This is a genomic window from Arthrobacter sp. NPDC056691 (genome assembly GCF_042791415.1).
In the GTDB taxonomy this organism is placed as follows: Bacteria; Actinomycetota; Actinomycetes; order Actinomycetales; family Micrococcaceae; genus Arthrobacter.
Genome location: NZ_JBHTXX010000004.1, coordinates 75,474 through 101,077, shown reverse-complemented (window position 1 = coordinate 101,077; position 25,604 = coordinate 75,474). Strand labels below are relative to the sequence as shown.

The window sequence follows — 25,604 nt, the reverse complement described above, 5'->3', positions numbered from 1 at the left end:
TTGCGGCCCGGCGTCAAGACCTTAGCTGGACCTTGGTGAAAACTTCATTTAATACCGGCGAGGCGGGATAGCTGACCACCCGGTCGGACAGGGCCAGGGCAGAGATCGGGAACGCGATGGGGACTGCGGGCAACGACTCCGCGATCTGGGCGTTGATGGTCTGGTACTGCTGCGTGCGTTCCTGGCCGTCCGGGAGTCCGCGTGCACGGTCGATCTTGGCGAACACCTGCGGGTCCTGGTACCCGAACTCCCCGTTTTTCTCGCCGAAAAGCGGGGCAAGGAAATTGTCCGCGTCGGCATAGGAACCGTTCCAGCCGAGCAGGTGCAGGGCATGGTCGCCGGGGTTTTGCACCTTCTGCAGGTAGCCGTCGGTCCAGTCGACGGGGACGGGCTGGATGTTCAGGCCGACTGCCGTGAGCTGCCGGCTGATTTCCGCGTAGACCTTCTCCGGGGTGGGCAGATACGGCCGCGTGACGTTCATGGGGTAGTAGAACTTCAGGGCCTGGCCCTTGTAGCCGGCGTCGGCCAGGAGTTCCTTCGCCTTGCCGGGATCATGGCCCAGCGCGGGTGCGTTGTTGTTGAACCCGCTCAGCTTGGGCGGAACGAACTGCGAGGCCTGGGCCGTGTTGTCGATGAAGAAGCGCCTTATCAGCGTGTCCTTGTCGATGGCCAGCTCGATGGCCTGCCGGATTTTGAGGTCCTTCAGTACGGGAATTTCCTGGTTCATGCCCAGATACATCACCGAGAACGGGTCGCGCTGGATGATCTGTTTGCCGCGTTTGACCAGCTGGTCGAAGTTCCCCACCGTTACGGCGTCATAGCCGTCGATCCGGCCGTCCAGCAGTGCCTGCAGCCGCGTCTGGGGGTGGTCGTAGGTGACGAACTTGAGGATGGCAATCTGGCCCCGGGTGCCCCAGTACTCCTTGTTGTCCGCGAGGGTGACGCCCGCGCTGTCCCAAGCGGCGAAGCGGAAGGGGCCGGTGCCCACGGGATGGGTGGCGTAGGCGGAAAGTGCCTGGCTGCCGCGCCGCAGGCTGAGCTGGTCGGCTTTCCCGGCGGCGAGTGCCCTGGGGGAGGAGATGGCAAACGCGGGAAGCGTCAGGGCCTGCAGGAAGCCGGTGAAGCGCTCCGTGAGGCTGATCCGCACCCGCAGCGCCGACAGGGCGGTGCAGGATTTGAAGACGGACAGCTCCGCGTGGTCGGCGTGTTCCTTGAAGACTCCCTTGAACGTGGTTCCTGGAGACTGCTTCCGCAGCGCCTCGGAAAACTTGAACCAGCGCTCGAAATTGGTGCAGACGGCGCTGGCGTTGAATGGGGAGCCGTCGTGAAACTTGATGCCCGGGCGAAGGGTGAAGGTGTAGGACATGCCGTCCGACGATTCCGTCCAGCCCGTGGCCAGCAGCGGTGTGGGCTCGCCCGTTGTCTGGTCGACGCCTACCAGGCCTTCCAGGACCTGACGGGTGACCCGCTGCGATTCGACGTCGTTGGCCAGGGCGGGATCCAGGCCCAGAGGCTGCGAGGCTGTGCCGAACGTGAAGGTCTCTGACGGTGCTGCGGCGGCTGTTGTGGTGCTCGCCGCGGCGGACGACGGCGTGGGCTGGGCTTCGCTCGTGCAGGACGTGAGGGACAGGCCCAGAAGGACGGCGCCGGTCTTGAGGGCCGTACGGCGCGGGATACTGCTGCTGGGCACTCGATTACCACCTCTGGACTGCTGGGGTGCGCGTGGGCGGCTGCTTGCCCGCCACCCAGTCTAATTGACGGATCGCGGACCGATGGCTTACGCGTGAGCCAGGACACGCCCGGGCCCACAAAAGGCCGTGGTCCGCACTTTGGGCGCGGGCCACGGCCTCATTTGCGGTGCCTACTTGGGCATCAGCACCGAGTCCACGAGGTAAACGGTGGCGTTCGCCGTCTGGACGCCGCCGCAGATCACGTTGGCGCCGTCCACCTTGAGGGCATCCTTGGTGCCGGTCACGGTTACCGACCCGCCCTGCACAGTCTTGTGCGTGCCCACGATCTTGTCCGGAGTGATCTGACCCGGGACCACGTGGTAGGTGAGGATCTTGCTCAGGAGGGCATCGTCCTTCTTGAGGGTCTCGATCGTTGCTGCATCCACCTTGGCGAAGGCATCGTCAACCGGTGCGAACACCGTGAACTCGCTGCCGTTCAGGGTGTCCACAAGATTGACCTTCGGGTTCAGCTTGCCGGAGACCGTGGCCGTGAGCGTCTTCAGGAGCGGGTTGTTCGAGGCGGCGACGGCCACGGGATCCAGGGCCATGCCTGCGACCGAACCCTTGCCGCTGGGGACCTGCTTGGCGTAGTCGGCACAGCCGGGCCCGACGAGGTTGGCGGCCGGATCCATGGCCGCCGTTGACGTTTCTGACGGTGACGGCGCCATGCTGGAGGCGGAGGGCTCGGCGGCGGCCGACGAGCTGGTGGACGTCCCGGCGGAGCCGCCGCAGGCGGTGAGGCTCAGCAGGGCTGCGGCTGCAATGCCTGCGACGGTGAAGGTTGAGCGCTTGAAAGACTGCATTTCGATTCTCCTTAGTTGTGCGGACGATCGGGGCCGGAGGAAGGGAAGGGTCCTCCGGTGATCCTTTTCCGACTGTGGGGCACCGGCCTGTCTGTGGGGCAGGTGGGCGGTGTCTCACTGGGTATTCGCCTTGCAGCCAGCAACGGATGGGTGAACCGGGAAAGTTTGTTAAACGGGGAAATCCCGGGCCGTAGCCCGGGATTTCCCCGTTTCTTCCTGGTGCGCAAGGGGGGACTTGAACCCCCACGCCCGAAGGCACAGGAACCTAAATCCTGCGTGTCTGCCAATTTCACCACTCGCGCCCGGCTCCGCCTGGTGCGCCCTGCATGCTGTCAGCAGCAGGAAAACGTACGACGGCGGATGCCAGCCTCAATTGTACCGTCACCTGTGCGGTCCTTGCGGCAGGCTCCGTTTGCGTTGGGCGGCGCCGTCAGGCGTCCGTGAGCTTCAGGTCCTTGCGCAGCTTGGCGACGTGCCCGGTGGCCCGGACGTTGTACTGGGCCACGGCGACTTTTCCGTCCGGATCCACCACCACTGTGGAACGGATGAGGCCCTCGTAGGTCCGGCCGTAGTTCTTCTTCTCGCCCCACGCGGCGTATGCCTCGGCAACTGCATGGTCTTCGTCTGACAGGAGGGGGAACGTGAGGCCCTCGGCGTCGGCGAAACTGGCCAGCTTGCCCACCGGGTCAGGCGAGATTCCCAACACCTCGTAGCCGGCAGCCTGAAGGGATGCCAGGCTGTCCCGGAAGTCACAGGCCTGCTTGGTGCACCCGGGTGTTGCAGCGGCCGGGTAGAAATAGACGATGGTGTTCCGGCCGCGGTAATCGCTGAGGCTGACGTCCGCTCCCGTTGCGTTCTTCAGTGTGAAGCCGGGGGCAGTGTCGCCGGGCGTAAGTTTTTCAGCCAACGTTGTCTCCTTGTTTTGGTGCAGGACATTTCAGCTTAGTAAGGCTTCGTGTCGGGTACTAATCAGGCTTAGTTATACTTGGTGGTATGCCTGATATGGATCGCTGGCCCACAGGGCGCCTCTTGTCCACGGCGGCCCGCCTCGTTGAGCACTCATGGAACGAGAAGCTGGGCGCCATTGGCCTGACCCACGCGGGCGTTATTGCCATCGAGGTGCTCTACAACAGCGGTCCCATGACGCAGGCGCAGTTGGCCCAGCTTGTCCGGGTGCAGGCCCAAACCATGGGCAAGACGCTGAGCCGCCTCGAGTCGCACGGGCACATCGTGCGCCAGCGCAGCACGTCGGACCGGCGGAGCCATGTCGTATCGCTCACGGAACGCGGCACCGAAGCAGTAATGGCTGCTGCGGACATGGAACGGTCCGTCCTCGCCGCGGCGTCCATTGACCCGGATCTGCTCCGCCAGGAACTGCAGGCCGTGGTCCGGGAGCTGGCCAAGCGCTTCGCATCGCCGGAGACCAGCGCGATCGTTGCCGGCGCCGAGGCCGGGCTGACCGTCGAGGCAAATTCCTAGTCCGAGGCGAATTCCCGGCACCGGCGACTACCCGCCTGCAGGGGGAGCGGCAGTGGTTTTGCGTGCCACCAGGTGCGGGGTCCGCACAACATGCCCGGCCGGCTGCTTTCCTTCTATCCGCGCCACGGCGCGGTCCACTGCCGCCGCGGCAAGCAGTGGGGCGTCCTGGCTGATCGAGGACAGTTGCACATAGCTAAGCCGCGCGAACTGGCTGTCGTCGTAGCCCAGCACTGACACGTCTGCCGGAACCTGTTGCCCCTGTGCCCGGAGGCTCTCGATGACCCCCAGGGCCGCCCTGTCGTTAAAGGCGATCACGGCTGTCGGCATGACCGGGCCGAGGGTATTGCCGGCCGTCATTCCGTCTTCCTCCATCGCACCGCCGGCAATAATGGCCGGCTCCAGGCCGCGGCGTTCCATCTCCGCCCGGAAAGCTGACCGGCGCGGTTCGGCGGAGACCGCGGAACCGCCGTCGACATGGACGATCCGCCGGTGCCCCAGGGACACGAGGTGCTCCACCGCCATTCGGATGCCTTCGTAGTCATCGCTGCTGACGGAGTCGGTGAGTTCACCGACGTCGTTCCGGAGGAGGCTCACCACCGGCACCTGGGCGGCGTACCGCGCCAGTTCGTCGCTGCTGAGCGTGGGCGAGATCAGAATCAGTGCCTCGGACCCGAAATCCAGGAGAGCCTCGATGGTCCGGGCCTCGGGCCTGCCGCTGGTGACGCCGCCCAGTGCGAGTTCGTATCCCTTGGCGCCGGCCTCGGCGTAAGCGGCGTCCACAATCTCGGCGTGGAAAGCGTGCGCCGTGGAGAAGCTGAGGCCGAGGAGTTTGGTCCGTGTGCTGCGCAGCAGCCGGGCACGGCTGTCCGGCCGGTAGCCAAGCTGACGCGCGGCGTCGAGCACCTTCTGCCTCGTGGCCTCGGCCGCGCCCGGGGCACCGCGCATCACGATGGACACCAGGGCCCGTGATACGCCGGCCGCCTCGGCGACGTCCATCAGGGTGGGGCGCCGTTGCTGTTCAGTCATGTGCCTCCTTGCTGCCAGCAGTCTATAGAACGATCTAGACAGATTGCCAACGGCTGTGCCACCATCAGTGCACTAGAACGATCTAGAAACTCGAGAAGGGGACTGAAACATGACCTACGTCCAGCAACCGGCCGGTGACAACCGCCCCCTCCGCCTCGGCCTGATTGGAGCCGGCTGGATTGGCGCCTTCCATGCCGAATCCGTCGCGCACCGCATTCCCAATGCGCGGCTGGATGCCATCGCTGACCCCGCCCTGCCGGCCACTGAAGCCCTGGCAGGCAGGCTTGGCGTTGGCAGAATCTCCGCAGATCCGGCGGACGTGATTAACGATCCCGACATTGATGCCGTCCTGGTGGCGTCACCGGCAAGATTCCATTCGGGTCTTATCGCAGCTGCCGCACGGGCCGGCAAGGACGTGTTCTGCGAAAAGCCGGGCGGCCGCACAGTCGAGGAACTGGATGAGGCGCTTGCCGCTGCTGACGCCGCCGGGGTCAATGTCCAGTTCGGGTTCAACCGGCGCTTCGCGGCGGACTTCGCCGCCGCGAGGAAACTGATCGACGACGGGGTGGTTGGCACCCCTCAGCTGCTGCGGTCCCTCACCCGTGACCCGGGCACCGCCGCTGGCATTGCCTCCCCGGAGCGGATAGCGCCCGGAACGATCTTCCTGGAAACGCTGATCCATGATTTCGATACCCTGAACTGGCTGAACCCGGGTGCGGTGCCGGTGAAGGTGCACGCAGTCGCTGACGCCCTGGTGGCCCCGGAAGCGAAAGCCGGCGGCCTGCTGGACACCGCGGTGGTCACAGTGACCTACAGCAACGGTGCCATTGCAGTGGCTGAGGCCAACTTCAACGCCCTGTATGGCTATGACGTGCGGGGCGAAGTCTTCGGATCGGCCGGCATGGTCTCCGCGGGCGGCCCGCAGGCATCCAGCGCCGTGAGCTACACCGCCGCGGGCATCGCCTCGGACACCGTGCGGCTGAACATTGACCTCTTCCACGATGCCTACACCGCCGAACTGGCCCGGTTCGTCGACGGCGTGGCGGCGCGCCGGGCCGGACGGGCAGGGGGCGGTACGGCGGCACCGGGCGGCGTCGATGCCCGCAACGCGCTTGCGGTGGCGCTGGCCGCGATCCGGTCGCACGAGGCCGGCGTCCCGGTGGATGTTTCCGCTGTGGCACATCTGCGCCCGGCCGAGCCGGGGCTGCAGTTCACAGGACAGCACTCCATGGGACAGAACTCCAGAGGACGGGGCGCATGAGCTTCCGGCTGGCAGCATGCGCCGAGATGCTCTACGGCGAGTTGCCCCTCATCGAGCGGGTGCAGCGCATTCATGAGCAGGGGTTCGAGGTGGAACTCTGGGACACGCGGGGCCGGGACGTTTCGGTGCTGGCTGCCACTGGTGCCCGTTTCTCCTCCATGAGCGGCTACTTCGGCGGCAGTCTCATCGACCCCGACGGTGCGGACCGCGTCGTGGAATCGGCGGAGAAGCTCATCCCGACGGCGCTGGAGCTGGGCGTCGAGCGCATGGTGGTGCATCCGGCGGAACTTGGCGACGGCGGGGTGGCCGTCCGCCCGCTCCATCGCTCCACCGGAGAGATGTGGCTGACCGGCCTTCGCACCCTGGAGCGGCTGGGCAGCCTTGGTGAGCGGCACGGCGTCGTCTTTGCGCTTGAGAACCTCAACACTGCCCTGGATCACCCGGGCATACCGCTGGCGCGGGCCAAGGACACCCTGGCGCTGGTGTCCGCAGCTGACCACCCGCACGTAAGGATGATGCTGGATCTTTACCATGCCCAGATCGGCGAAGGAAACCTTATTGAACTTGTCCGCGGAGCCCGGCCGTGGATCGGGGAAATCCAGGTGGCTGACGTTCCGGGCCGGTTCGAACCCGGAACGGGGGAGGTTAACTACAGCGCCGTCGCCAAGGCGCTCGCCGGCGCCGGCTACTCGGGCGTTATCGGCCTGGAGGCGGCCGCGTCGGGCGGATCCGGACTTGCCGCGGGGGACAGGGCCCTGTCGGCGTTCCGGCATGCCTTCACAGGCGGGTAAACCAGCAACAAAACTAATATCGTCCTAATGTTAGGACAAACATTGACAAGAGTGATCCGAGTCACCATGATCGGGTATATAAACATTCCGGCCGGTGCGGCGTGGCACGGCCGGAACCCGGATCAAAGGAGATTTTCGGTGAAGAAATTTTCATGGCAGAAGGTGGCACTGGTTGCCGCCGTCGTGCCGATGTTGGCTCTCAGCGCCTGTTCATCCAGCGGTGGGAGGCCGGCGGAAAACGCGAACGCCGGGGCCGGCGGGCAGGCGGCGTCGACGCCGCGCATCAAGGTCGCCCTCATCACGCATGCTGCTCCCGGCGACACCTTCTGGGACATTGTCCGCAAGGGCGCCGAGGAAGCCGCAGCCAAGGACAACGTGGAGCTGCTGTACACCTCGGACCCTGAAGGCGGCCGCCAGGCGCAGCTGATCCAGCAGGCCGTGGACCAGAAGGTGGACGGCATCGCCGTGACCCTGGCCAAGCCGGACGCCCTGAAGGACGCCCTGAAGAAGGCCACGGACGCAGGCATTCCCATCGTGAGCCTGAACGCCGGCGAATCGGTGTCGGCACAGCTGGGCGCGTTCACGCACTTCGGGTCGAACGAGAAACTCGCCGGTGAAGCGGTGGGCGACAAGCTCAACTCCCTGGGCCTGAAGCATGGCATCTGCGTCATCCAGGAACAGGGCCACGTAGGCCTCGAAGCCCGCTGTGCAGGCGTGAAGTCGAAGGTTCCGGCAACGGAAATCCTGTACGTGCAGGGCACGGACATGACCCAGGTGTCCTCCACCGTGACCGCCAAGCTACAGGCCACGCCTGACGCGGACGTCGTCATCGGCCTGGGCGCACCCTATACCCTGACCATCCTCAAGGCAGTCACCGCCGCCGGCAGCAAGGCCAAGGTGGCCTCCTTCGACATGAACGCCGAACTCGCCCAGAAGATTGCCGACGGCGCCGTTGAATTCACCGTTGACCAGCAGCCCTGGCTCCAGGGCTACAGCTCGGTGGACGCGCTCTGGCAGTACAAGCGCGGCGGCTTCAGGATCGGCGGCGGCCAGCCCGTCCTGACCGGCCCCACCATCGTGGACAAGGCCGGAGCAGCCAACGCCCTCACCTTCGCCCAGCAGGGCATTCGCTAACCAGCTTGGACATCCGCCGGTGCCCGCCTCTCCGGCAGGCGCCGGCGGAACAAAGGAGAACCATCATGACCACCCAGACCCTGACCAGGCCTCCCGCCGTCGATGAGCGAGTCGGCCGGAAGAATCCTTTACAGAAACTCCTTGGACGGCCCGAGGTCGGTGCCCTCGTGGGTGCTGTTGTCCTGTTCGTCTTCTTCGCGTCCGTGTCGCAGACGTTTATCCAGCCGAATGCGTTCGCGACGGTGTTGTACGGGTCCTCGACGATCGGCATCATGGCGGTGGGGGTGTCGCTGCTGATGATCGGCGGCGAGTTTGACCTTTCGACGGGTGTTGCGGTGATCAGTTCGGCGCTGACGGCGTCGCTGTTCAGCTGGTATTTCAGCACGAATGTCTGGGTCGGCGTCGGCCTGGCCCTGGTGGTCTCGCTGGGTATCGGCTTTATCAACGGGTGGATTCTGGTCAAGACGAAGCTGCCGAGCTTCATCGTGACCCTGGCGACGTTTTTGATGCTGACGGGCCTGAATCTGGGCCTTACCCGGCTGATCGGCGGGTCGGTGTCCTCGCCGTCGATCTCCACGATGGACGGGTTCTCCTCGGCCCAGGCGATTTTCGCGTCCTCGGTCACGCTGGGCGGGGTGGAGGTCAAGATCACGGTGTTCATTTGGATTGCTTTGGTGGCGGTGGCGTCGTGGGTGCTGTTGCGGACCCGGGTGGGGAACTGGATTTTCGCGTCCGGCGGGGACGCGAACGCGGCCCGGGCGGTGGGTGTTCCGGTGACGAAGACCAAGATCGGGTTATTCATGGCGGTGGGGTTCTGCGGCTGGGTGCTGGGGATGCATAACCTGTTCGCGTTCGATGCCGTGCAGTCCGGTGAGGGTGTGGGCAACGAGTTCCTCTACATCATCGCCGCCGTCATCGGCGGATGCCTGCTGACCGGCGGGTACGGTTCGGCGGTGGGCGGTGCGATCGGGGCGTTCATCTTCGGGATGGCGAACAAGGGCATCGTCTATGCGCAGTGGAACCCGGACTGGTTCAAGTTCTTCCTGGGCCTGATGCTGCTGCTGGCCACCATCGTGAACCTGATCGTCAAGCGCCGCGCGGAACTGAAGTAGAAGGGGACCGTGAAGACAATGAATGCACACCAGATTGACCAGCAGACCCTGCTGAAGGACGAAAAAGACCCGCTGACCCACACCCCGGTGCACCTGCTCTCGCTGGACAACGTGGGCAAGCATTACGGGAACATCATCGCGCTGACCGAGGTGACGATGGCGGTGGACAACGGCCGGGTGACCTGCGTGCTGGGGGACAACGGCGCGGGCAAGTCCACGCTGATCAAGATCATCGCCGGCCTGCACCAGCACGACGAGGGCACGTTCAAAATTATGGGCGAGGAACGCAAACTCAGTTCCCCGCGTGAGGCCCTGGACGCCGGGATCGCCGCGGTGTACCAGGACCTGGCGGTGGTGGCCCTGATGCCGATCTGGCGGAACTTCTTCCTCGGTTCGGAGCTGACCGTCGGGTCCGGGCCGTTCCGCCGGATGGACGTGCAGCGGATGAAGGACATCACGAAGAAGGAACTGGCGGACATGGGCATCGACCTGCGCGATGTGGAACAGCCCATCGGCCAGCTGTCCGGCGGTGAACGCCAGTGCGTGGCGATCGCCCGGGCCGTGTATTTCGGTGCAAAGGTGCTGATCCTGGACGAACCCACCGCAGCTCTGGGCGTCAAGCAGTCCGGCGTGGTGCTCCGGTACATCCTGCAGGCCAGGGACCGTGGCCTGGGGGTCATCTTCATTACCCACAACCCGCACCACGCGTTCCCGGTGGGGGACCGGTTCCTGCTGCTCAAGCGTGGCCGCTCGATCGGCTATTACGAGAAAAAGGACATCACCCTCGAAGAACTCACCGCCCAGATGGCCGGCGGCGCGGAACTGGCCGAGCTCGCCCACGAACTCGAACAGCTCGGCGGCCACACTGCCGCCCTCAAGGAAGTCCAGGCCGAAGTCGCCGGCGTGGCTGACTCCGTGGCCGACGCCGGCCGGGCGTCGGAGTAGGGGAGCCGTGAGAAGGAGCAGCATGAAGGAAGTAACCCTTGGACTCGTGGGCGTGGGCCGGATCGGCGCCATGCACGCCCGGAACATCACCGGACTGAATGAGCTTTTGGTGCCGCGGGGCACCTCGGTCCGCCTGCAGCTGACCGACGTTGCCGCAGAGCATGCCCGCTCACTGGCCAGCGGAATCGGTGCCGGGTTCCTTCCCTCCGTTGAAGCCCTGCTTGCCTCCGGCATCGACGGGCTGGTCATCGCCACGGGGACCGCCACGCACCCTGACCTGATCAGGGCAGGCGTGGACGCCGGAATCCCGGTGTTCTGCGAAAAGCCGGTCGCGGTCAACGTCGAGGAGTCATTGCCCGTGCTCGACCATATCCGGGCCGCGGGCGGCACCGTCCAGATCGGCCACCAGCGCCGGTTCGATCCGGGCTACCTGGAAGCCAAGCGCGCTTTCGACGCCGGGGAGCTGGGATGGCTCCACACGGTCAGGGCGGTTACCTGCGACATGACACCGCCGCCGGTGGAGTTCCTCGCGACGTCCGGCGGGCTTTTCCGCGACTGCTCCGTTCACGACTTCGACATCCTCCGGTGGCTCACCGGCAAGGAGATCGTGGAGGTATTCGCCAAGGGGTCCAACAATGGTGACCCCGCCATCGGCGCAGTCGGCGACGTCGACACCGCGCTGGCAGTGGTGACGTTCGACGACGGCAGCGTCGGAACGGTCTCGGCCACCCGCTACAACGGGGCAGGACACGACGTCCGGCTGGAACTCCAGGGATCCGCCGGATCCGTCATGGTGGGGATGGATGAGCAGATGGCGATGGCCTCCGCCGAACCGGGGGTGGGCTTCCCCGCGGGACCGCCGCACAGGACGTTCGCCGAGCGGTTCCACACGGCGTACCGGGCCGAGATGGCGGCCTTTGTGGAACTGGTGCTGGGGCAGCGGGAGAACCCGTGCACACCGGAGGACGCAGTCGCAGCGTCCATGGTGGCCGACGCCGCCCAGGCATCGCTGCTGTCCGGTGAACCGGAGCGCGTCGCGCTCCAGACGGCGGGCTGACGCGGACAGAGCCCGGCCCGGCGCCTGCGGGGACCCGCCCCATGCCCGCGTGCCAAAGGAAAACACAAGGGCCCTCCCGTAGCCTCCCTGCATCCAATAAGCGGGGAGGCGGCTGTCCCCATCGTCAGGGAGGAAACACGATGAAAACTTTGCTGCGCGGGGGCGGGCTGCTGGTGCGTTTTGGGGGTGCTGCCGAAGCACGTCTTGTCCAGGTGCTGCGCCTGGCGGCGATGCCGTCGCTGCGTTTCTTGCTGGGCGTCGTGTTCATGTGGTTCGGGGCGCTGAAAGTGGCAGGAGTATCGCCGGTGGCGGGCATGGTTGCCGGCACACTTCCCTGGGCTGACCCGCACGTGGTGGTGACTGTTCTCGGTGGAGTTGAGGTGCTGCTGGGCGTATTGGTCGTCACCGGGATTGCGCTCCGCCTGGCGCTTCCGGTCCTGGCGGCGCACCTCTGCGGAACCTTCCTGACCTTCGTGATGCTGCCCGGGCTGATGTTTACCCAAGGCGACCCCCTGCTCCTGACCGCGGACGGCGAGTTTGTCATGAAGAACCTCGTCCTCATCGGCGCGACCTTGGCCCTGATCGCCCATTGTCCTGCCAGGTCAAGGAACCGGGGCCCGGCGCAGCCGCTGACAGCACGTGCGCAGGCGTCGGTGCAGGAATAGGGGTGGCCGTCTGAATGGGCGGGGTGCGGGGTCCTAGCCCACGATTTCGCGCACCAGCTTCGCCGTCTGCCGGAGGGAGATGTTAGGCATGTACGCCTCTGTGACGGCGCGTCCGATGCGCGGCAGCCAGAGCGGGTCCTGGTACATCATGTACAGCGTCCGGTGCCGGGGCCGGAACCGTGCCTTGAACGCTGCCAGCGACCGGAACCCGTAGACGGGCTCGAGACCGCTGCCCAGCAGGTTCAGGAACCTGCCCAGGGCGTCCCCCTCTGCGGCAACTGCCGCGGCCGCTCCGGCCGCGGGACTTGGGCTGGCCTGGCCGGAGTTGACGAGGGGCGAGCCGGAGAGCGAAATTACGTCCAGGGTCTCCTTGAAGTGAAGGACGGCCGAGGCGATCAGAAATTCCATGACGCCCGGAAAGGACTCACGGCTCCGCCGCATGAAGTCAAGGGTCCGGCTGACGACGCGTCCGCGCCCGAACACGGGGAGCCAGCTGGTCACGCCGTGCACTGTGCCCTCCGTGTCCACGGCCAGGCACAGGAGAACGTCGTCGTCCTTCAGTTCTTCCAGGCTGCCCAGGGTGAACCCCATTTCCGGCAGGGCCTTGTCCGCCACCCAGGCTTCCGAGATCTCGTGGACCTGCGCGCGCAGGCTGCCGGCCAGTTCGCTGTACGTTGACCAGAGCACAGCGATTCCCAGCTTCCGCGCCTTGTTGATCGCGGTGCGGACGTTTTGCCACTCCTTACCCTTGAATTCGATTTCACGGATGGGCAGCAGTGTCTCCTCGGCAACGGCGACCCGCCGGTAGCCCAGCTTCGCCAGGTGCTCCCACTGGTCATCGGCGATGGAATACCAACACGGTGCCAGGGAATGGGCCGCGCAAAAGCGGGTGAACTCTTCGGTGGCCGCATACGCGTCCCCGGGTTTCCCGAAGGGGCCGCCCACGGTGACGGCAACATTGAAGTGGACCTGGTACGCGATCCCCGCCGTCCCGGCGTCGTTGAACCAATAGCGGTTATTGGGCCACAGGGCCATCCATGACAACGATCCGCCGCCCACCCGGACGAGTTCCTTGGCCAGCGACTGGTCGGTCTCCCGGCGTGCATCCCTGAGCCTGCGGCTGAGGAAGAGTCCGAGGACGCTGATCATGGCCACCAGCCAGAAGGCGGCGCCGCCAAAGCTGAAGAGCAGGGTGGAGAAGAAGCCGTGCGGATAGACCGACACGGAATAGCGGAAGGAAAACGGGTACGGCAGGAACATCCGGGGAAGCGTGGTGACCAGCGCCAGCAGCCCGGCGCGGCGGTGATAGTTGTCCTCGGCAAACCAGGCGATCACGTATCCCAGGACAAACACCGCGAACAGGGACGGGAGCAGGATCAGCGTGCGGTGCCGCAGCACGGGATCAGGGTCGACGATGAAGTGCCGCCGGCTGACGAACAGCAGCGCTGCGATGACGAACGGGACCAGCACCACCGGCAGCACTTCGACGATCGCTGAGTCCACGGAGAGGATCCGGCCGCCGGTACGCATGTAGGTGCCAAAAAGCGAGAAGAGCTGCAGATGCAGGGCGGAGAGAACGGCGATCACCAGGTGCACGCCGATGGTCAGCCACAGTGCCAACCGGTTTCCCCGGCGGAGGCCTTCCGCGCACACAAGAAGCATCAGGAACGGTACCAGCGACAAGGCGACGCCGCCCGGCCCGTTGAGCCCGGGACTGTGGATCACCTGCGCGCAGCTGAGGTCGATTGCCGCCGGGCAATTGGCCTGGAGCTGGCCGATGGTGGGAATCGGATTAACGATGAGGTCCCGGAGCACCGCCAGCGGACCCGAGGGGGCCTGTGCCAGTGCCGCCATTGCCGGGCCGGCCGCGAAGACAGCCACGGTCATGGACAGCAGGGCCCTGGTTTCCCTGCTGGACGACCGGGTGAAATGGGCTGAGAGCCGGGAGGCCCGCGCCGTGTGGCGGTGCATGAACTGGCCCAGTGCCAGCCCGCAGAGCAGGCCCAGGAACCCGTCGAGTGACTGCGGGTGCCCGACGTACAGGAGAAGCATCAGCGTCACGGCGATGGCCACGGAACGCAGGCGCCGTCGCCACAGCGCACTGACAAGCGGACTGGCGGCCATCGCCGCAGCGAGCGCGCCCGCATAGGGACCCAGGACGCCCGCGTGCTTCATGCTGGCCAGCCAGTCGCTGCCGAGTGCGGAGCCCGCCTGGACCACGGCGAAGTACAGCACCAGGGCCCCAAGATGGCCGCCGAGGAAGGCTGCCGCCGCCCGCCAGGTGCCCATCGTGGATTCGGCGAACCCGATGGCGGCGAGGATGACGATGCTCGCCAGCACGTAGGATGCCAGGTTTCCGGTGAAGAAAATGGAGAGGAACAGGGCCCGGAAGTCGCCCTGGCCGGCAGCGAACAGGCTCGGCGCCACCGCCGGCCGGATTCCGGCCGGGGGACCGGCAGTCACTGCATGCGTCGCGACAGCGGCCGTCCACATTGTGATGGTGAGGCACGAAGCGAGTGGAATCCTGACGAGCAGGCGCCCGAAGGCCAGTAGCCTCGGGGCCCGGCCGGGCAGGGTATCGCTCACGGGACTCACGGGACCAGCCCCATCGGCTTTGCCAGGAAATTCAATGCCTGCTGCATCGAATCCAGGACCACTTTCCATGAGTGTCCCGCATCCGGAATGATGGCAGTCCTGACGTGCATCCCGGCTTTCACGGCGGCTGCCGACAGAACGACGGCGTTGTCCCGGAATTCGCTGTCATCGCCGCCTGCCGCGAAGAAACCGTAGCTGTCCGGGTAGTGCCGCTGGGAAAGCAGGGTCAGGGGAACCTCTGCCGTGAACGCAGCGAGGTTTCCCGCAAATGCCAGGTCTGCAGTCTCCTGCCGGGAGACGGCGAGGGCAGGCTCGCGCTCGCCGGCGAAACTCATGAAGTTCGGGTAAACCCCGGGATGGCGGGTGGCCATCTGAACGGCGCAGGTGCCGCCGAAGGAGAAGCCGCCCACCGCCCAGTGACGCGGGTCGGAGTCGACGTCGAGGTTGTGCTTGATCCAGTCGGGCACGTCCACGCTCATATAGGTGTCGGTTTTGGCGAGGGTGGTGTCCATGCACATGGTGTTGCCGTCCTCGGTGCCGTTCGGATCCGGGATGACCACCACCGGTGCCAGCCCACGGTGCGCCTCGGCGAACTCATTCATCATCTGGACCAGATTCCCGCTGACAGCCCACACTCCCGGCCAGCCTGGCTGGCTGCCGACAAGAACCAGGACCGGAAGCTTTGGCCGGTTTTTGACCAGATAGGCCGGCGGCAGATAGATGTGCGCGTGGCGGCCGTGAAAGCCCGACACGGTCCCGGGGATTTCGGCATGGCGCATGACGCCGGATGCGGCCAGGTTCAGCGGCTTGTGCCAGCGCCCGTAGACCGGTGAGGTTTCGAAGGATGCGGCGTCGCCGTGCTTTTCCAGCGCTGATTCCAGGGGCAGCAGCGTGGACGAGGACTTCCCGAGCAGGGTCCCTACGGTCGGCATGAAACCAAAGTAGGCGTTGATCTGCAATCCGCACAGGCTCAGGACAATGAGGGCGGCGACCGGTGCAGCCAGGGTGCGCAGAAGGCCGCTCCGGACCATATTCCCGACGGCGGCCGCGGCGGCGAAGACGCCCAGCCCGGTCCAGGCGACAACCTCCGGGGGAAGGTCCTCCGGCCAAACATAGAACGCATGGACCAGCAGCCATGCCAGGCCAAAGCAGGCTGCCACTGAAGCGCCCAGGGTTACCGCCGCGAAAATCCACCAGCGCCGGCGCCTGCGGAGGAGCAGGAATCCAAGCGAGATGGCGCTGAGCACCCACAGGGTGCTGGGGAACCAGCCCTCCAGGAGACTGATGGAATACAGCCACGTCGACAACAGAATCCTCCAGTTTGCTGTGCAAGCGGGTACACCATAGCCCCCTATCCTGAAGCTTTGCTGGGGGTCCAAGCCGGTGCCCAGAAAGCATTCAGGGAGCTGTAAGGCTGCGGCCTTACCCTGCCCTTGGGGGTGGACAAGGAGCCGGGATGCAGCTGTTGGACCTCAATATTCTTCAAAGACCCCTGTTGCACACCTTTGATGCGGCAAGCATTCTTGCCGTGCTGTACCTCCTGGCCAGGCCAGGGCTTTCGCGGCTCCGCACTGCGGGCCTGGCGGTTGCCGGCGGGGCCGCAGCCGGGGTTATCACTCTCCTCATCTGCGAGGCATGGCTCAACATCTTCGGTTTGCCCCTGGACACGGACACCCGCGCCTGGGTCGTGGCCGCCTTTGCTGGCGTTGCCCTGGCACTGGCCAACCTTTGGCGCACACGCTGGTGGCGCAGGATTGCCGCCGTGGCGTCTGCTGCGCTCTTTGTTTCGACGGCGACACTGGGCATCAATGCCGCTTACGGCCTGAACACCACACTCGGCGCCCTCCTGGACCTCAACACCACCACCCACCTCGCGCTGCCGAAGCTGGACCCGAAGCCGGTATCCCGGCAGCCGCTGTGGATGACCTGGAAGGCGCCCACCGGGATGCCGGCGTCGGGCCGGAGCGGCGCCGTGACCATTCCCGCCACTGCCTCGGGTTTCCATGCGCGGGACGCCCACCTGTACCTGCCGCCGGCCGCGCTGGTCCCCAATCCGCCGGAACTGCCCGTCCTCGTCATGATGATGGGCCAGCCCGGCGGACCGGAACAGGACAAATCGTCGGTCAGGGAACTCGATGCGCTGGCCCGGCAGCACCACGGCCTCGCCCCGATCACGCTGACCATTGACCAGCTCGGCAACCCCTTCAACAATCCAGTCTGCGTCGACTCCGGCATGGGCAGGGTCTACACCTACGTCACCAAAGACGTGGTGGGCTACATCCGCAAGAACCTGAACGTGGATCCGCGCCGGACGGAGTGGGCGGTGGGCGGCTACTCAAACGGCGGCGAATGCGCGCTGTCCTTTGGCGCCAAGCGTCCTGATCTCTTCGGCACTATTGTCGACATATCCGGCGAGCTGAAGCCGCTCAACGGCACCGAGGCGCACACCGTAAGCGTCATCTTCAAGGGCAACCGCGCGGCCTTCGCCGCGGAGGAGCCCGCCAACATCATGAAGGACCGGAGGTATCCGGATGAACTCGCCATCTTTACGAGCGGATCCCTGGACCGTGTGTACGGACCCCAGGCGGCGGTGGCCGAGCAGGACGCCAAGGCAGCCGGGATGAGGACCCGGAGCTTTGTGGGCACCGGCGTGGGGCACCGCGGGGATGCCCTTGACTTCGGTGTGAGAACGGGACTGCCGCTCCTTTTTCCGCGGTTCGGGCTCGCTGCCGGCTCCGTCGCGTCAGGCTGACGCCAACGGTAAGCCCGCTGTGTCAGTACTGGATGGCTTCGCTCCTGCCTGTGCGCAGGGACAGCGTCGCCGCTTCAGCGATGGCCTGTGCCTTCAGGCCGTCCTCGAGTGACGGCGTGACGGGTGAACCGCCGTCGGCAGCTGTTCCGTTCTCCAGCGCGGCCACAAAGTGGCCCAGCGCGGCGGCATAGGTAGGCTGCACCCGCTCGAACCAGCCGGGGTGCATGCCGTCGGCCACCACCTTCCCTGAGTAGTAGCGCGACACCGCACCGGTACGGTGCCGGCCGGCCTCGGCCATGCCCTCGGATCCCATGATTTCGATCCGCTCGTCATACCCGTAACCGGTGCGGCGGGCGCAGTCGATCTGGACCAGCGCGCCGCCGGGAAGCCGGAGTGACACCACGGAGGTATCCACATCGCCGTATTCGGCCAGCCGAGGCTCGGCGAGGGCCGATCCGGTGGCGAAGACCTCAACGGGGTCAGTTCCTGTCAGCCATCGGACCAGATCGAAGAAGTGCACGGTCTGGTCGCGCATCTGGCCGCCGGAGGTGGCGATGTAGGGCAGCGGCGGCATGGCCGGGCCGCGGCTGGTGAGCTGGATGAGCTCCACGGCTCCAATTTCCCCGGCATCCACTATCCGTTTGAGCTCGGCGTAGTCACGGTCAAAGCGGCGGTTGAAGTCCACCATGACCGGCACCGCGTGCCTGGCGGCGAAGGCTGCAGTCTCCCGGGCCTTTCCGAGGTCCAGGTCGATGGGTTTTTCGCACAGTACTGCCAGGCCTGCCTCGGCGGCACGGCGCAGGTGCGCGGCGTGGGTGTCGGTGGAGGAGGCGATGAACACCGCGTCGATGGCAGCGGAGTCGAACACCTCTGCCAGGTCCGCGGCAGCGCTGGCGCCATGCTGGAGAGCCAGGGCCTTCGCGCGGTCCTGGTCAACATCGAAGACCAGCTCAAAATCAACATCCGGATGGGCTGCGAGGTTGGCGGCGTGGACGGAGCCGATGAAGCCTGCGCCGAGGAGTGCGAAGCGCTGCATGGTCAGACTCCTACCTTCTCCGCGGCACCCGCCGGGGTCACCCAGGCTGCATCCCGGGCGTTTGATGCGGCGACCGCCTCGACGAACCTGACGCCCACCAGGCCGTCGTGGCCCGTGGGGAACGACAGTTCCCGGGTCTCCGGCAGGGTGCCGTCCCGGCGGGCGCGAAGCTCGGCGGCCAGGTCGCGGTAGAAGTTGGCAAAAGCTTCGAGGAATCCCTCCGGGTGGCCCAGCCCTACCCTGGTGAGCCGGGAGGCGTCCTCAGACAGTGTGCTGAGCCCTTCCGTCAGCACCGTGGTGGTTCCGTCGAGGTCCTGGACCGTCAGGTGATGCGGGTCCTCATGCTGCCATTCGAGGTTTCCCTGCGTGCCGAAGACCCGGATCCGCAGGCCGTGGTTGTGCCCGGCGGCGGCCATGCTGGCCCATAGCCGGCCCGGGACTTCACCGGTGAGCTGCAGTTCCACAGTCGCGTGGTCGAAGACCCGCCTGCCCGGAACCACGGTCCGCAGCCGGCCGGACACCCTCTCCGCCTCAAGCCCGGTGATGTAGCGAAGAAGATGGAAGCCATGCGTGCCGAGGTCCCCGACCACGCTGGGGAAGCCCGCGATGTCCGGGTCGGTCCGCCAGGTGGCCTGCTTGTGGCCGCCTTGCTCCAGGGGAGTAGCTGCCCAGCCCGAGGCGTGTTCCACGTCCGCGAACGTAATGGTTCCCAGCCGTCCGTCCCGGACCATGCGGGCCGCGTGGCGAACCATGGCGTAGGCGGAGTAGCAGTGCGGAACCGCCAGCACCGCGCCGTTATGGGCCGCGATCCGCACCAGCTCCGCAGCGGTCACTGAATCCCGGGTCAGAGGCTTTTCACACACCACGGAGATGCCGGCCTCCAGAAAAGCGCTGGCGATCTCGAAGTGGCTGTCGTTTGGCGTGGCAACAACCACCACGTCGACGCCGTCCTCCCGGCCCGATTCCTGTTCCGCCATCTCGCGGTAGTCCGCGTAGTGCCGGTCCGCCGGGATGCCGAGCTGGTACGCCAGGGCAGCCGAGCGGCCCTGGTCGCGGCCGAAGACGCCGGCGCGGAGGTCGAACTCGCCGTCCAGGCGCATCGCGCGGCGGTGCGTCTTGCCGATGTCTGCTCCTGCGCCGCCTCCGACCATTCCTGCCACCAGCCGGCGTGCGTGCGGTTCACTCATGAGGATCCTCTTTTGATTTTTTGGAATTTTCTTGGACCGGTCCATAATGATGGGAAGGAGCTTGGTTCGTCAACCCCTTAGGCTGGTACCGGACCGGCAGGACCGAGCTGCCATGACCCGAAGAGGAGCACCGTGAACCCATCGTTCCCCAGCGGCGGCCTGCCCGTGGCCAAGCCAACGATCCGGGATGTGGCAGAGCGGGCAGGTGTGTCCAAGTCGCTTGTCTCACTGGTTCTGCAGGGTTCCGGGAACGTCAGTGAAGCACGACGGCGGGCCGTGCTTGAGGCGATGGAAGGGCTGGGTTACCGGCCCAATAAGCTTGCCCGCGGGCTCTCGATGCCGCGCACGGGGACCGTTGGTGTCCTGCTCAACGATCTCCGGAACCCCTGGTTCATCGAGCTCCTGGAAGGTCTCTCCGCCACCCTGCATGCCGCTGGCGTTTCGCCCGTCCTGGCCGACTCCTACACGGACCGCAGGATCGGCCGCCCGTCGGTGGAGGCGCTGCTGGAGCAGCGGATCGACGGCCTGGTGGTGGTGGGAACCACCACGGAGTCCGCCGCGATCAGGGTCGCCTCCGCCGCGGTTCCCGTCGTGCTGGCGGGCACCCTTGACCCGCAGCTGCCGGGCGTGGATGTTGTGGTTAACGATGACGCCGCGGGTGCCAGGAAGGCCACCGAGCATCTCATTGCGCTCGGACACAGGCGCATCGCCCATCTCCAGGGCCCAGACGAGATCGGGCGCCTGCGGCGGGCGGGTTACGAGGAGGCGATGCGGGTGGCCGGCCTGGAACCGCACACAGTGGCGGGCGGCATGAGTGAGGAAAGCGGCTACAGCGCGGCCCGGACGCTGCTGGCCGCCACCACCCCGCCAACGGCGATTTTCGCCTTCAACGACATTGCCTGCATTGGCGTGCTGTCCGCCGCGGCGGACGCGGGCGTGACGGTTCCGGGCGGCATTTCCCTGGTGGGCTACGACAACACGTATCTGGCCCGCATCCGCCACCTGTCACTGACGTCCGTGGACAACGGCAATCTTGCCGTGGGGGTCCAGGCCGGCAAGTTCATCCTGGAGCGGCTGGGCAATCCTGACCTGCCGGGCCGGAAGCATCTGGTCAGCAGCGAGTTGCAGGTCAGGGGTTCCTCCGGCAATGTGCCGGGCGGCGGGGGAGCCTAAGGCTAAGAAGCCCCGGGGACGACGAAGCCCCGCCTCAGGTTTGTGGCCTGAAGGCGGGGCTTCGGTTGGTGCACCCCCCGGGACTTGAACCCGGAACCCATTGATTAAGAGTCAATTGCTCTGCCAATTGAGCTAGAGGTGCATCTGTTGTTTTGTTCATCCGTGGGCTGTTGTTTCCCGCGTTGACCTCCGCAACGACATGAAACTCTACACGAAGTTTGCGCCAGTGTGAAATCGGGGTGGGCGGAACGTGCCACCTAGCGTGGAAGCCGCAAAATCAGCGCGAAATCAGGGTTTTCGTTGTTGCTGAGGGCCCACAAATCCCCGTTTGGAGCCAGCGAAACGTTCCTGATCCGGCCGAACTCCCGTGTGAAGTACCCCACAGGAGTGCCGGCATTCTCGCCGTCAAGCGGGACTGCCCAGATCCGCTGGCCCCTCAGTGCGCCGAGGTAGGCCGTGCTGCCAACAATTTCGAGTCCGCTTGGCGAGGAGTCTGCAGTGGATGGCCAGACAACCTTGGCGTCGATGAAGCCGTCGCGGTGGGGTGCTCCTGTGACTTCCGGCCACCCATAGTTTCCGCCGGGCCGGATCAGGTTGAGTTCGTCATTGACGTCGGGACCGAATTCGCTGGCCCAGAGCCGGCCCTGGCCGTCCCACGCGAGGCCCTGGACGTTCCGGTGGCCGAGGCTGTAGACGGGGTTGTTCGGGAAGGGATTGCCGGGCGCTGGGGCCCCGTCCTTGGTGAGCCGCAGTATTTTGCCACCCAGGGCGTTCCGGTCCTGCGGCTGCTCCCGGCGCTGCGAGTCTCCCGTGCCGACGTAAAGGAACCCGTCCGGGCCGAAGCGGATCCTGCCGCCGTTGTGGGTGGATGCCTTGGACATGCCAGAGAAAATCACCTCCGGCCCACCCAGCCGGAGGTTCACTTCGCCGGCCGCCCCGGTACGTTCCAGGCGCATGCGGGCAATCCGGTTGTCGTCGGCCGCGGTGAAGTAGGCGTAGAGATAGTGGTCAGAGGCAAAGTCGGGCGACAACGCCAGGCCCAGCAGCCCGCCCTCACCGCCAGGAACGACGCCGGGAACGGCCCCGATGGTGCCAACCTTGCCGTCCGTCACCGATTTGAGCAGGGCGGAATCGCGTTCCGAGATGACCGCCGTGCCGTCCGGCAGGAACACCGTCGACCACGGAATCTGCAGTCCCTCGATCCTGCTCCGCACTTCCGGTGGCCGCGCAGAGGTGGGTGCCGCACCCGTGCCCGGGGTGCCCGTCCCCTGGGTGCCGGTGCCCGGGGCGGATGTCGCAGTTGCCCCGCTGGCCGCGGGGCCCGTGCTGCCCGCGGGAGGCGGACCGCCGTCGCCCGTGCAGCCGGAAAGAGTCAACGTGAGGGACAGTGCCAGCGCCAGGGCGGAAAACGAGCGGACGGGCCCTGCCGGGGGCATGGCGGCGGCCGCCGTTGCGGGCTGTTCGGGGTGAATGCGTGCCATGCGCTTACTCCGTCCGCAGTCTGGCGCCGCCGCGTGGCGTCAGCGCCGGGACCGGCGCGGCGCCCGGAACCCCGCAGCCTCGGCGTGCGCCTGGGAAAGGAACCAGACTTCCGCCCGCGCGTCCTCGTAGCCGGCGCTGTCTTCGTCGTAATAGGTCATGGCGCTGACATCGCCCTTGACGGCGTATCCCTCCGGGGCACTGCCGTCTGCTGCCGGCGCTGCCGAACCCTCGCCGTACGGGTGCTCCGCCGCGGGTTCCGCGCCTTCGCCGGAGGCCTGTTTGTGGGGGATAGGCTGTTCGCCGAAACCCCGTTCCGCGCCGAAGCCCTGTTCCAGGTGATGGGCCTGGGGTTCGCGGTAATGGGGCGTGGCCTCGTGGCTGGCTCCGGCTTCGGTGGCAGCGGAGGACTGGATCCGCTGCTGGGTTTCAGCCTCAGCGTCCAGGGATTCGGCCGCGGCAGATTCCGCGCCCGGCAGGGTGGGGGCGTGCGGGTCCGTGTACTCGGCGTGATGCGCCGGAGTCGCGGCCTGAACCGGAGCCTGCTGGGTGGAACTCCCTGACTCGGCACTGCCAGTTTCTGTGCTGCCTGTTTCTGCGCTGCCGGCATCCGACCACTGGGCTTCCCATTCGGCTTTGTCGCCGTCGTCGTCCCAGTCGTCAACATCGCCTCCCGCGGACCGCGCCGAGGAAGGGCGGGCAGTGGCGGCCTCCCAGGATTCGATGTCCGGCTCCACGTCCTCAGGCTCCGGGCGCGTGGACGCGGGGGCAGGCTGGCCCGCCAGCGGCGCGGCTTCCGCGGCTGCCGGGCCAGCCTCCGGCTGGGCCAGGCGGCCTGTTTCCGGCACGGTCCGGGTAGCGATCGACGGCGGTTCCGCCGCCGCTGCGGCGGCAGAGGCGGCCAGCGGCGTCTCTTCCGCTCTGGCTGAAGCTGCGGATGCAGTTCCGGCAGCGGAAACCACTTGCTCGTTCCGGGCCGCGCCTGCTGCCGTTCCCCGCGAGCTCCGGCTCAGCCACCACCAGACGATAGCGATGACCAATACGATGACAATGACCCAGATAATCCACTCCATAGCAAAGCCTTCCATCCGTCACACGAGGTTGCCGTTGCTTGACGGTACGTCGGTGTCAATAGGGCTGTCTAGGCTTGTCGAGGCCAGCGGGGGAGGGCGCGCGAAGGGGCTGCGTTCCAGAATGTGAGACGCAAGTCCACTATTTGATCGGATTTTTCCGGAAATTGGGCAAAAGCAGCCGCTTCCGGTCGTCGGCGGTCCGCGGGGGTCATAGACTTTGACCCATGAGTGAGGACACCCTGAGCGAAACGGCCAGCAAGCCTGACATCAAGCCCCGGAGCCGGGTTGTCACGGACGGCATTCACGCGGCTCCGGCACGTGGCATGTTCCGGGCCGTCGGCATGGGCGATGACGACTTCGCCAAGCCCCAGATCGGCGTCGCGAGCTCCTGGAACGAAATCACTCCCTGCAACCTGTCCCTGAACCGGCTGGCCCAGGGCGCCAAGGAAGGTGTTCACGCCGGCGGCGGATTCCCGATGCAGTTCGGCACCATCTCCGTTTCCGACGGCATCTCCATGGGGCACGAGGGCATGCACTTCTCCCTGGTCTCCCGCGAAGTCATCGCCGACTCCGTCGAGACCGTGATGCAGGCGGAGCGCATTGACGGCTCCGTGCTCCTGGCCGGCTGCGACAAGTCCCTCCCGGGCATGCTGATGGCAGCGGCCCGCCTGGACCTGGCCAGCGTCTTCCTGTACGCCGGCTCAATCATGCCCGGCTGGGTCAAGCTGGAGGACGGCTCCGAAAAGGAAGTCACCCTGATTGACGCCTTCGAAGCCGTCGGTGCGTGCGCCGCCGGCAAGATGAGCATGGAGGACCTCACCCGCATCGAGAAGGCCATCTGTCCCGGCGAAGGCGCCTGCGGCGGCATGTACACCGCGAACACCATGGCCTGCATCGGTGAGGCCCTGGGCATGTCCCTGCCCGGCTCCGCGGCTCCGCCCTCGGCAGACCGCCGTCGTGATGAATTCGCCCGCAAGTCCGGCGAGGCAGTGGTGAACCTGCTCCGCCACGGCATCACGGCCCGCGACATCATGACCAAAAAGGCGTTCGAGAACGCCATCGCCGTCACCATGGCCTTCGGCGGATCCACCAACGCAGTCCTGCACCTGCTGGCCATCGCCCGCGAAGCTGAAGTCGAGCTGACGCTGGATGACTTCAACCGCATCGGCGACAAGATCCCGCACCTGGGCGACCTGAAGCCGTTCGGCCGCTACGTCATGACCGACGTCGACAAGATCGGCGGCGTGCCGGTGATCATGAAGGCTCTGCTCGACGCCGGCCTGCTCCATGGCGACTGCCTCACCGTCACGGGCAAGACGGTCGCGGAAAACCTGGCGGCCATCAACCCGCCGGACGTCGACGGCAAGATCCTCCGCGCCCTGGACAACCCGATCCACAAGACCGGCGGCATCACCATCCTGCACGGCTCCCTCGCCCCCGAAGGTGCCGTGGTGAAGAGCGCCGGCTTCGACGCCGACGTCTTCGAAGGCAGCGCCCGCGTGTTCGAGCGCGAACAGGGCGCCCTGGACGCGCTGGACAACGGCAAGATCCAGAAGGGCGACGTCGTGGTGATCCGCTACGAAGGACCCAAGGGCGGTCCGGGCATGCGCGAGATGCTTGCCATTACCGGTGCCATCAAGGGTGCGGGCCTGGGCAAGGATGTCCTGCTGCTCACCGATGGCCGCTTCTCCGGCGGAACCACCGGCCTGTGCATCGGCCACGTCGCCCCGGAAGCGGCCGACGGCGGTCCCATCGCCTTCGTCAAGGACGGCGACCGGATCCGCGTGGACATTGCAGCACGCACCTTCGACCTGCTCGTTGATGACGCAGAACTCGAGGCCCGCAGGGAAGGCTGGGCGCCGCTCCCGGCCAGGTACACCAAGGGCGTGCTTGCCAAGTACGCCAAGCTGGTTCACAGCGCCAGCACGGGCGCATACTGCGGGTAGCAGCCTGCACCGGCGGCTGAACCCAACTGACTAGCATTAGATGTCGTAATGAACCCTGAAAACGACATCAAATGTGAGTCAGTTGGGTGACGCGGCCAACCGTTGGACAATGATGTCCACATGGTGAGATGACGGGTCGCTTCGTTGACACGTATCTCACCAGAGGGAAAACTGAACGCATGATCGCATTCGTTACCGTCGGCGCCGTCGTCGTACTTACCAAGCGCGTGGCTCCATAGCCCGACTGGTAACGAACTGTCACGCGCAACCCCTCGAAAAGCCGCCAGGCTGAGGGGTTTTTTTATTTTCCGGGCGGGATGGAACGTTCAGTTTTCACAAGCACCACACCACTTCAAGATC

General features: G+C 66.1%; 21 protein-coding genes and 2 tRNA genes. 11 read left to right on the top strand and 12 right to left on the bottom strand.

Translation table 11 applies throughout. The features are described from left to right. Window positions 1-13: 13 nt before the first annotated feature. The 4 genes from ACFRAU_RS05515 to bcp form a co-directional block, all read right to left on the bottom strand. Entirely contained in the window at window positions 14-1,690 is a 1,677-nt protein-coding gene (locus tag ACFRAU_RS05515; RefSeq protein ID WP_377999131.1) for an ABC transporter substrate-binding protein, read from the bottom strand. 171 nt (window positions 1,691-1,861) lie between these two features. Beyond that, window positions 1,862-2,533: a fasciclin domain-containing protein gene (locus ACFRAU_RS05510; protein WP_377999130.1), complete on the bottom strand. Its 672-nt coding sequence runs from the start codon at window positions 2,531-2,533 to the stop codon at window positions 1,862-1,864. Window positions 2,534-2,750: 217 nt separating this feature from the next. After that, window positions 2,751-2,835: transfer RNA gene (locus tag ACFRAU_RS05505), tRNA-Leu, on the bottom strand. 128 nt (window positions 2,836-2,963) lie between these two features. Continuing rightward, window positions 2,964-3,440, bottom strand: coding sequence for a thioredoxin-dependent thiol peroxidase (bcp, locus tag ACFRAU_RS05500; RefSeq protein WP_377995574.1), 477 nt, complete (start codon window positions 3,438-3,440; stop codon window positions 2,964-2,966). Between the two features lie 95 nt (window positions 3,441-3,535). Here bcp and ACFRAU_RS05495 point away from each other — a divergent pair, with 95 nt between their 5' ends. Beyond that, complete coding sequence (locus tag ACFRAU_RS05495; protein WP_377999192.1) at window positions 3,536-4,012, top strand: MarR family winged helix-turn-helix transcriptional regulator; 477 nt, start codon at window positions 3,536-3,538, stop codon at window positions 4,010-4,012. Window positions 4,013-4,039: 27 nt separating this feature from the next. Here the strand turns inward: ACFRAU_RS05495 and ACFRAU_RS05490 are convergent, their stop codons facing one another. Next, window positions 4,040-5,038 (bottom strand): LacI family DNA-binding transcriptional regulator, encoded by a 999-nt coding sequence (locus ACFRAU_RS05490; RefSeq protein ID WP_377995573.1) that lies wholly within the window; start codon window positions 5,036-5,038, stop codon window positions 4,040-4,042. A gap of 109 nt (window positions 5,039-5,147) precedes the next feature. Here ACFRAU_RS05490 and ACFRAU_RS05485 point away from each other — a divergent pair, with 109 nt between their 5' ends. The 7 genes from ACFRAU_RS05485 (at window position 5,148) to ACFRAU_RS05455 (ending at window position 12,003) form a co-directional block, all read left to right on the top strand. Then, complete coding sequence (locus ACFRAU_RS05485; protein WP_377999129.1) at window positions 5,148-6,299, top strand: Gfo/Idh/MocA family oxidoreductase; 1,152 nt, start codon at window positions 5,148-5,150, stop codon at window positions 6,297-6,299. Beyond that, window positions 6,296-7,090 (top strand): TIM barrel protein, encoded by a 795-nt coding sequence (locus ACFRAU_RS05480; protein WP_377999128.1) that lies wholly within the window; start codon window positions 6,296-6,298, stop codon window positions 7,088-7,090. The genes ACFRAU_RS05485 and ACFRAU_RS05480 overlap by 4 nt, the downstream gene beginning before the upstream one ends. Before the next feature lie 138 nt (window positions 7,091-7,228). Then, entirely contained in the window at window positions 7,229-8,224 is a 996-nt protein-coding gene (locus ACFRAU_RS05475) for a substrate-binding domain-containing protein (RefSeq protein ID WP_377995570.1), read from the top strand. Window positions 8,225-8,289: 65 nt separating this feature from the next. Continuing rightward, window positions 8,290-9,336 carry an ABC transporter permease gene (locus tag ACFRAU_RS05470; protein WP_377995569.1) on the top strand — a complete coding sequence of 349 codons (1,047 nt, stop codon included), beginning with the start codon at window positions 8,290-8,292 and terminating at the stop codon, window positions 9,334-9,336. A gap of 18 nt (window positions 9,337-9,354) precedes the next feature. After that, on the top strand, window positions 9,355-10,281 hold the full coding sequence (locus ACFRAU_RS05465) for an ATP-binding cassette domain-containing protein (protein WP_377999191.1): 927 nt from the start codon (window positions 9,355-9,357) through the stop codon (window positions 10,279-10,281). A 22-nt stretch (window positions 10,282-10,303) separates the two neighbouring features. Beyond that, window positions 10,304-11,338 carry a Gfo/Idh/MocA family oxidoreductase gene (locus tag ACFRAU_RS05460; RefSeq protein ID WP_377999127.1) on the top strand — a complete coding sequence of 345 codons (1,035 nt, stop codon included), beginning with the start codon at window positions 10,304-10,306 and terminating at the stop codon, window positions 11,336-11,338. A gap of 140 nt (window positions 11,339-11,478) precedes the next feature. Beyond that, window positions 11,479-12,003, top strand: a complete 525-nt coding sequence (locus ACFRAU_RS05455; protein WP_377999126.1) for a DoxX family membrane protein — start codon at window positions 11,479-11,481, stop codon at window positions 12,001-12,003. Window positions 12,004-12,036: 33 nt separating this feature from the next. On the opposite strand, the gene ACFRAU_RS05450 is transcribed toward ACFRAU_RS05455, so the two are convergent. After that, complete coding sequence (locus ACFRAU_RS05450) at window positions 12,037-14,598, bottom strand: bifunctional lysylphosphatidylglycerol flippase/synthetase MprF (protein ID WP_377999125.1); 2,562 nt, start codon at window positions 14,596-14,598, stop codon at window positions 12,037-12,039. Beyond that, a complete protein-coding gene (locus ACFRAU_RS05445) occupies window positions 14,595-15,905 on the bottom strand; it encodes an alpha/beta hydrolase (protein WP_377999124.1) in 1,311 nt (436 codons plus the stop codon). The genes ACFRAU_RS05450 and ACFRAU_RS05445 overlap by 4 nt, the downstream gene beginning before the upstream one ends. 149 nt (window positions 15,906-16,054) lie before the next feature. On the opposite strand from ACFRAU_RS05445, the gene ACFRAU_RS05440 reads away from it, so the two are divergent. Next, on the top strand, window positions 16,055-17,350 hold the full coding sequence (locus tag ACFRAU_RS05440; protein ID WP_377999123.1) for an alpha/beta hydrolase: 1,296 nt from the start codon (window positions 16,055-16,057) through the stop codon (window positions 17,348-17,350). A gap of 22 nt (window positions 17,351-17,372) precedes the next feature. Here the strand turns inward: ACFRAU_RS05440 and ACFRAU_RS05435 are convergent, their stop codons facing one another. Both ACFRAU_RS05435 and ACFRAU_RS05430 read right to left on the bottom strand, forming a co-directional pair. Then, a complete protein-coding gene (locus ACFRAU_RS05435) occupies window positions 17,373-18,386 on the bottom strand; it encodes a Gfo/Idh/MocA family oxidoreductase (RefSeq protein WP_377999122.1) in 1,014 nt (337 codons plus the stop codon). 2 nt (window positions 18,387-18,388) lie between these two features. Next, the gene (locus ACFRAU_RS05430) at window positions 18,389-19,573 is read right to left on the bottom strand and encodes a Gfo/Idh/MocA family protein (protein WP_377999121.1); all 1,185 of its coding nucleotides are present in this window, start codon (window positions 19,571-19,573) and stop codon (window positions 18,389-18,391) included. A gap of 132 nt (window positions 19,574-19,705) precedes the next feature. On the opposite strand from ACFRAU_RS05430, the gene ACFRAU_RS05425 reads away from it, so the two are divergent. After that, window positions 19,706-20,746 carry a LacI family DNA-binding transcriptional regulator gene (locus tag ACFRAU_RS05425; protein ID WP_377999120.1) on the top strand — a complete coding sequence of 347 codons (1,041 nt, stop codon included), beginning with the start codon at window positions 19,706-19,708 and terminating at the stop codon, window positions 20,744-20,746. Between the two features lie 66 nt (window positions 20,747-20,812). Here the strand turns inward: ACFRAU_RS05425 and ACFRAU_RS05420 are convergent. The 3 genes from ACFRAU_RS05420 to ACFRAU_RS05410 all read right to left on the bottom strand — a co-directional run bounded on the left by ACFRAU_RS05420 (window position 20,813) and on the right by ACFRAU_RS05410 (window position 23,298). Next, window positions 20,813-20,888 (bottom strand) — tRNA-Lys (locus ACFRAU_RS05420). A 115-nt stretch (window positions 20,889-21,003) separates the two neighbouring features. Continuing rightward, the gene (locus ACFRAU_RS05415; protein ID WP_377999190.1) at window positions 21,004-22,182 is read right to left on the bottom strand and encodes a PQQ-dependent sugar dehydrogenase; all 1,179 of its coding nucleotides are present in this window, start codon (window positions 22,180-22,182) and stop codon (window positions 21,004-21,006) included. A gap of 84 nt (window positions 22,183-22,266) precedes the next feature. Beyond that, the gene (locus tag ACFRAU_RS05410; protein ID WP_377999119.1) at window positions 22,267-23,298 is read right to left on the bottom strand and encodes a hypothetical protein; all 1,032 of its coding nucleotides are present in this window, start codon (window positions 23,296-23,298) and stop codon (window positions 22,267-22,269) included. Between the two features lie 224 nt (window positions 23,299-23,522). On the opposite strand from ACFRAU_RS05410, the gene ilvD reads away from it, so the two are divergent. Then, window positions 23,523-25,244: a dihydroxy-acid dehydratase gene (ilvD, locus tag ACFRAU_RS05405; protein WP_377995558.1), complete on the top strand. Its 1,722-nt coding sequence runs from the start codon at window positions 23,523-23,525 to the stop codon at window positions 25,242-25,244. Window positions 25,245-25,604 lie beyond the last annotated feature (360 nt).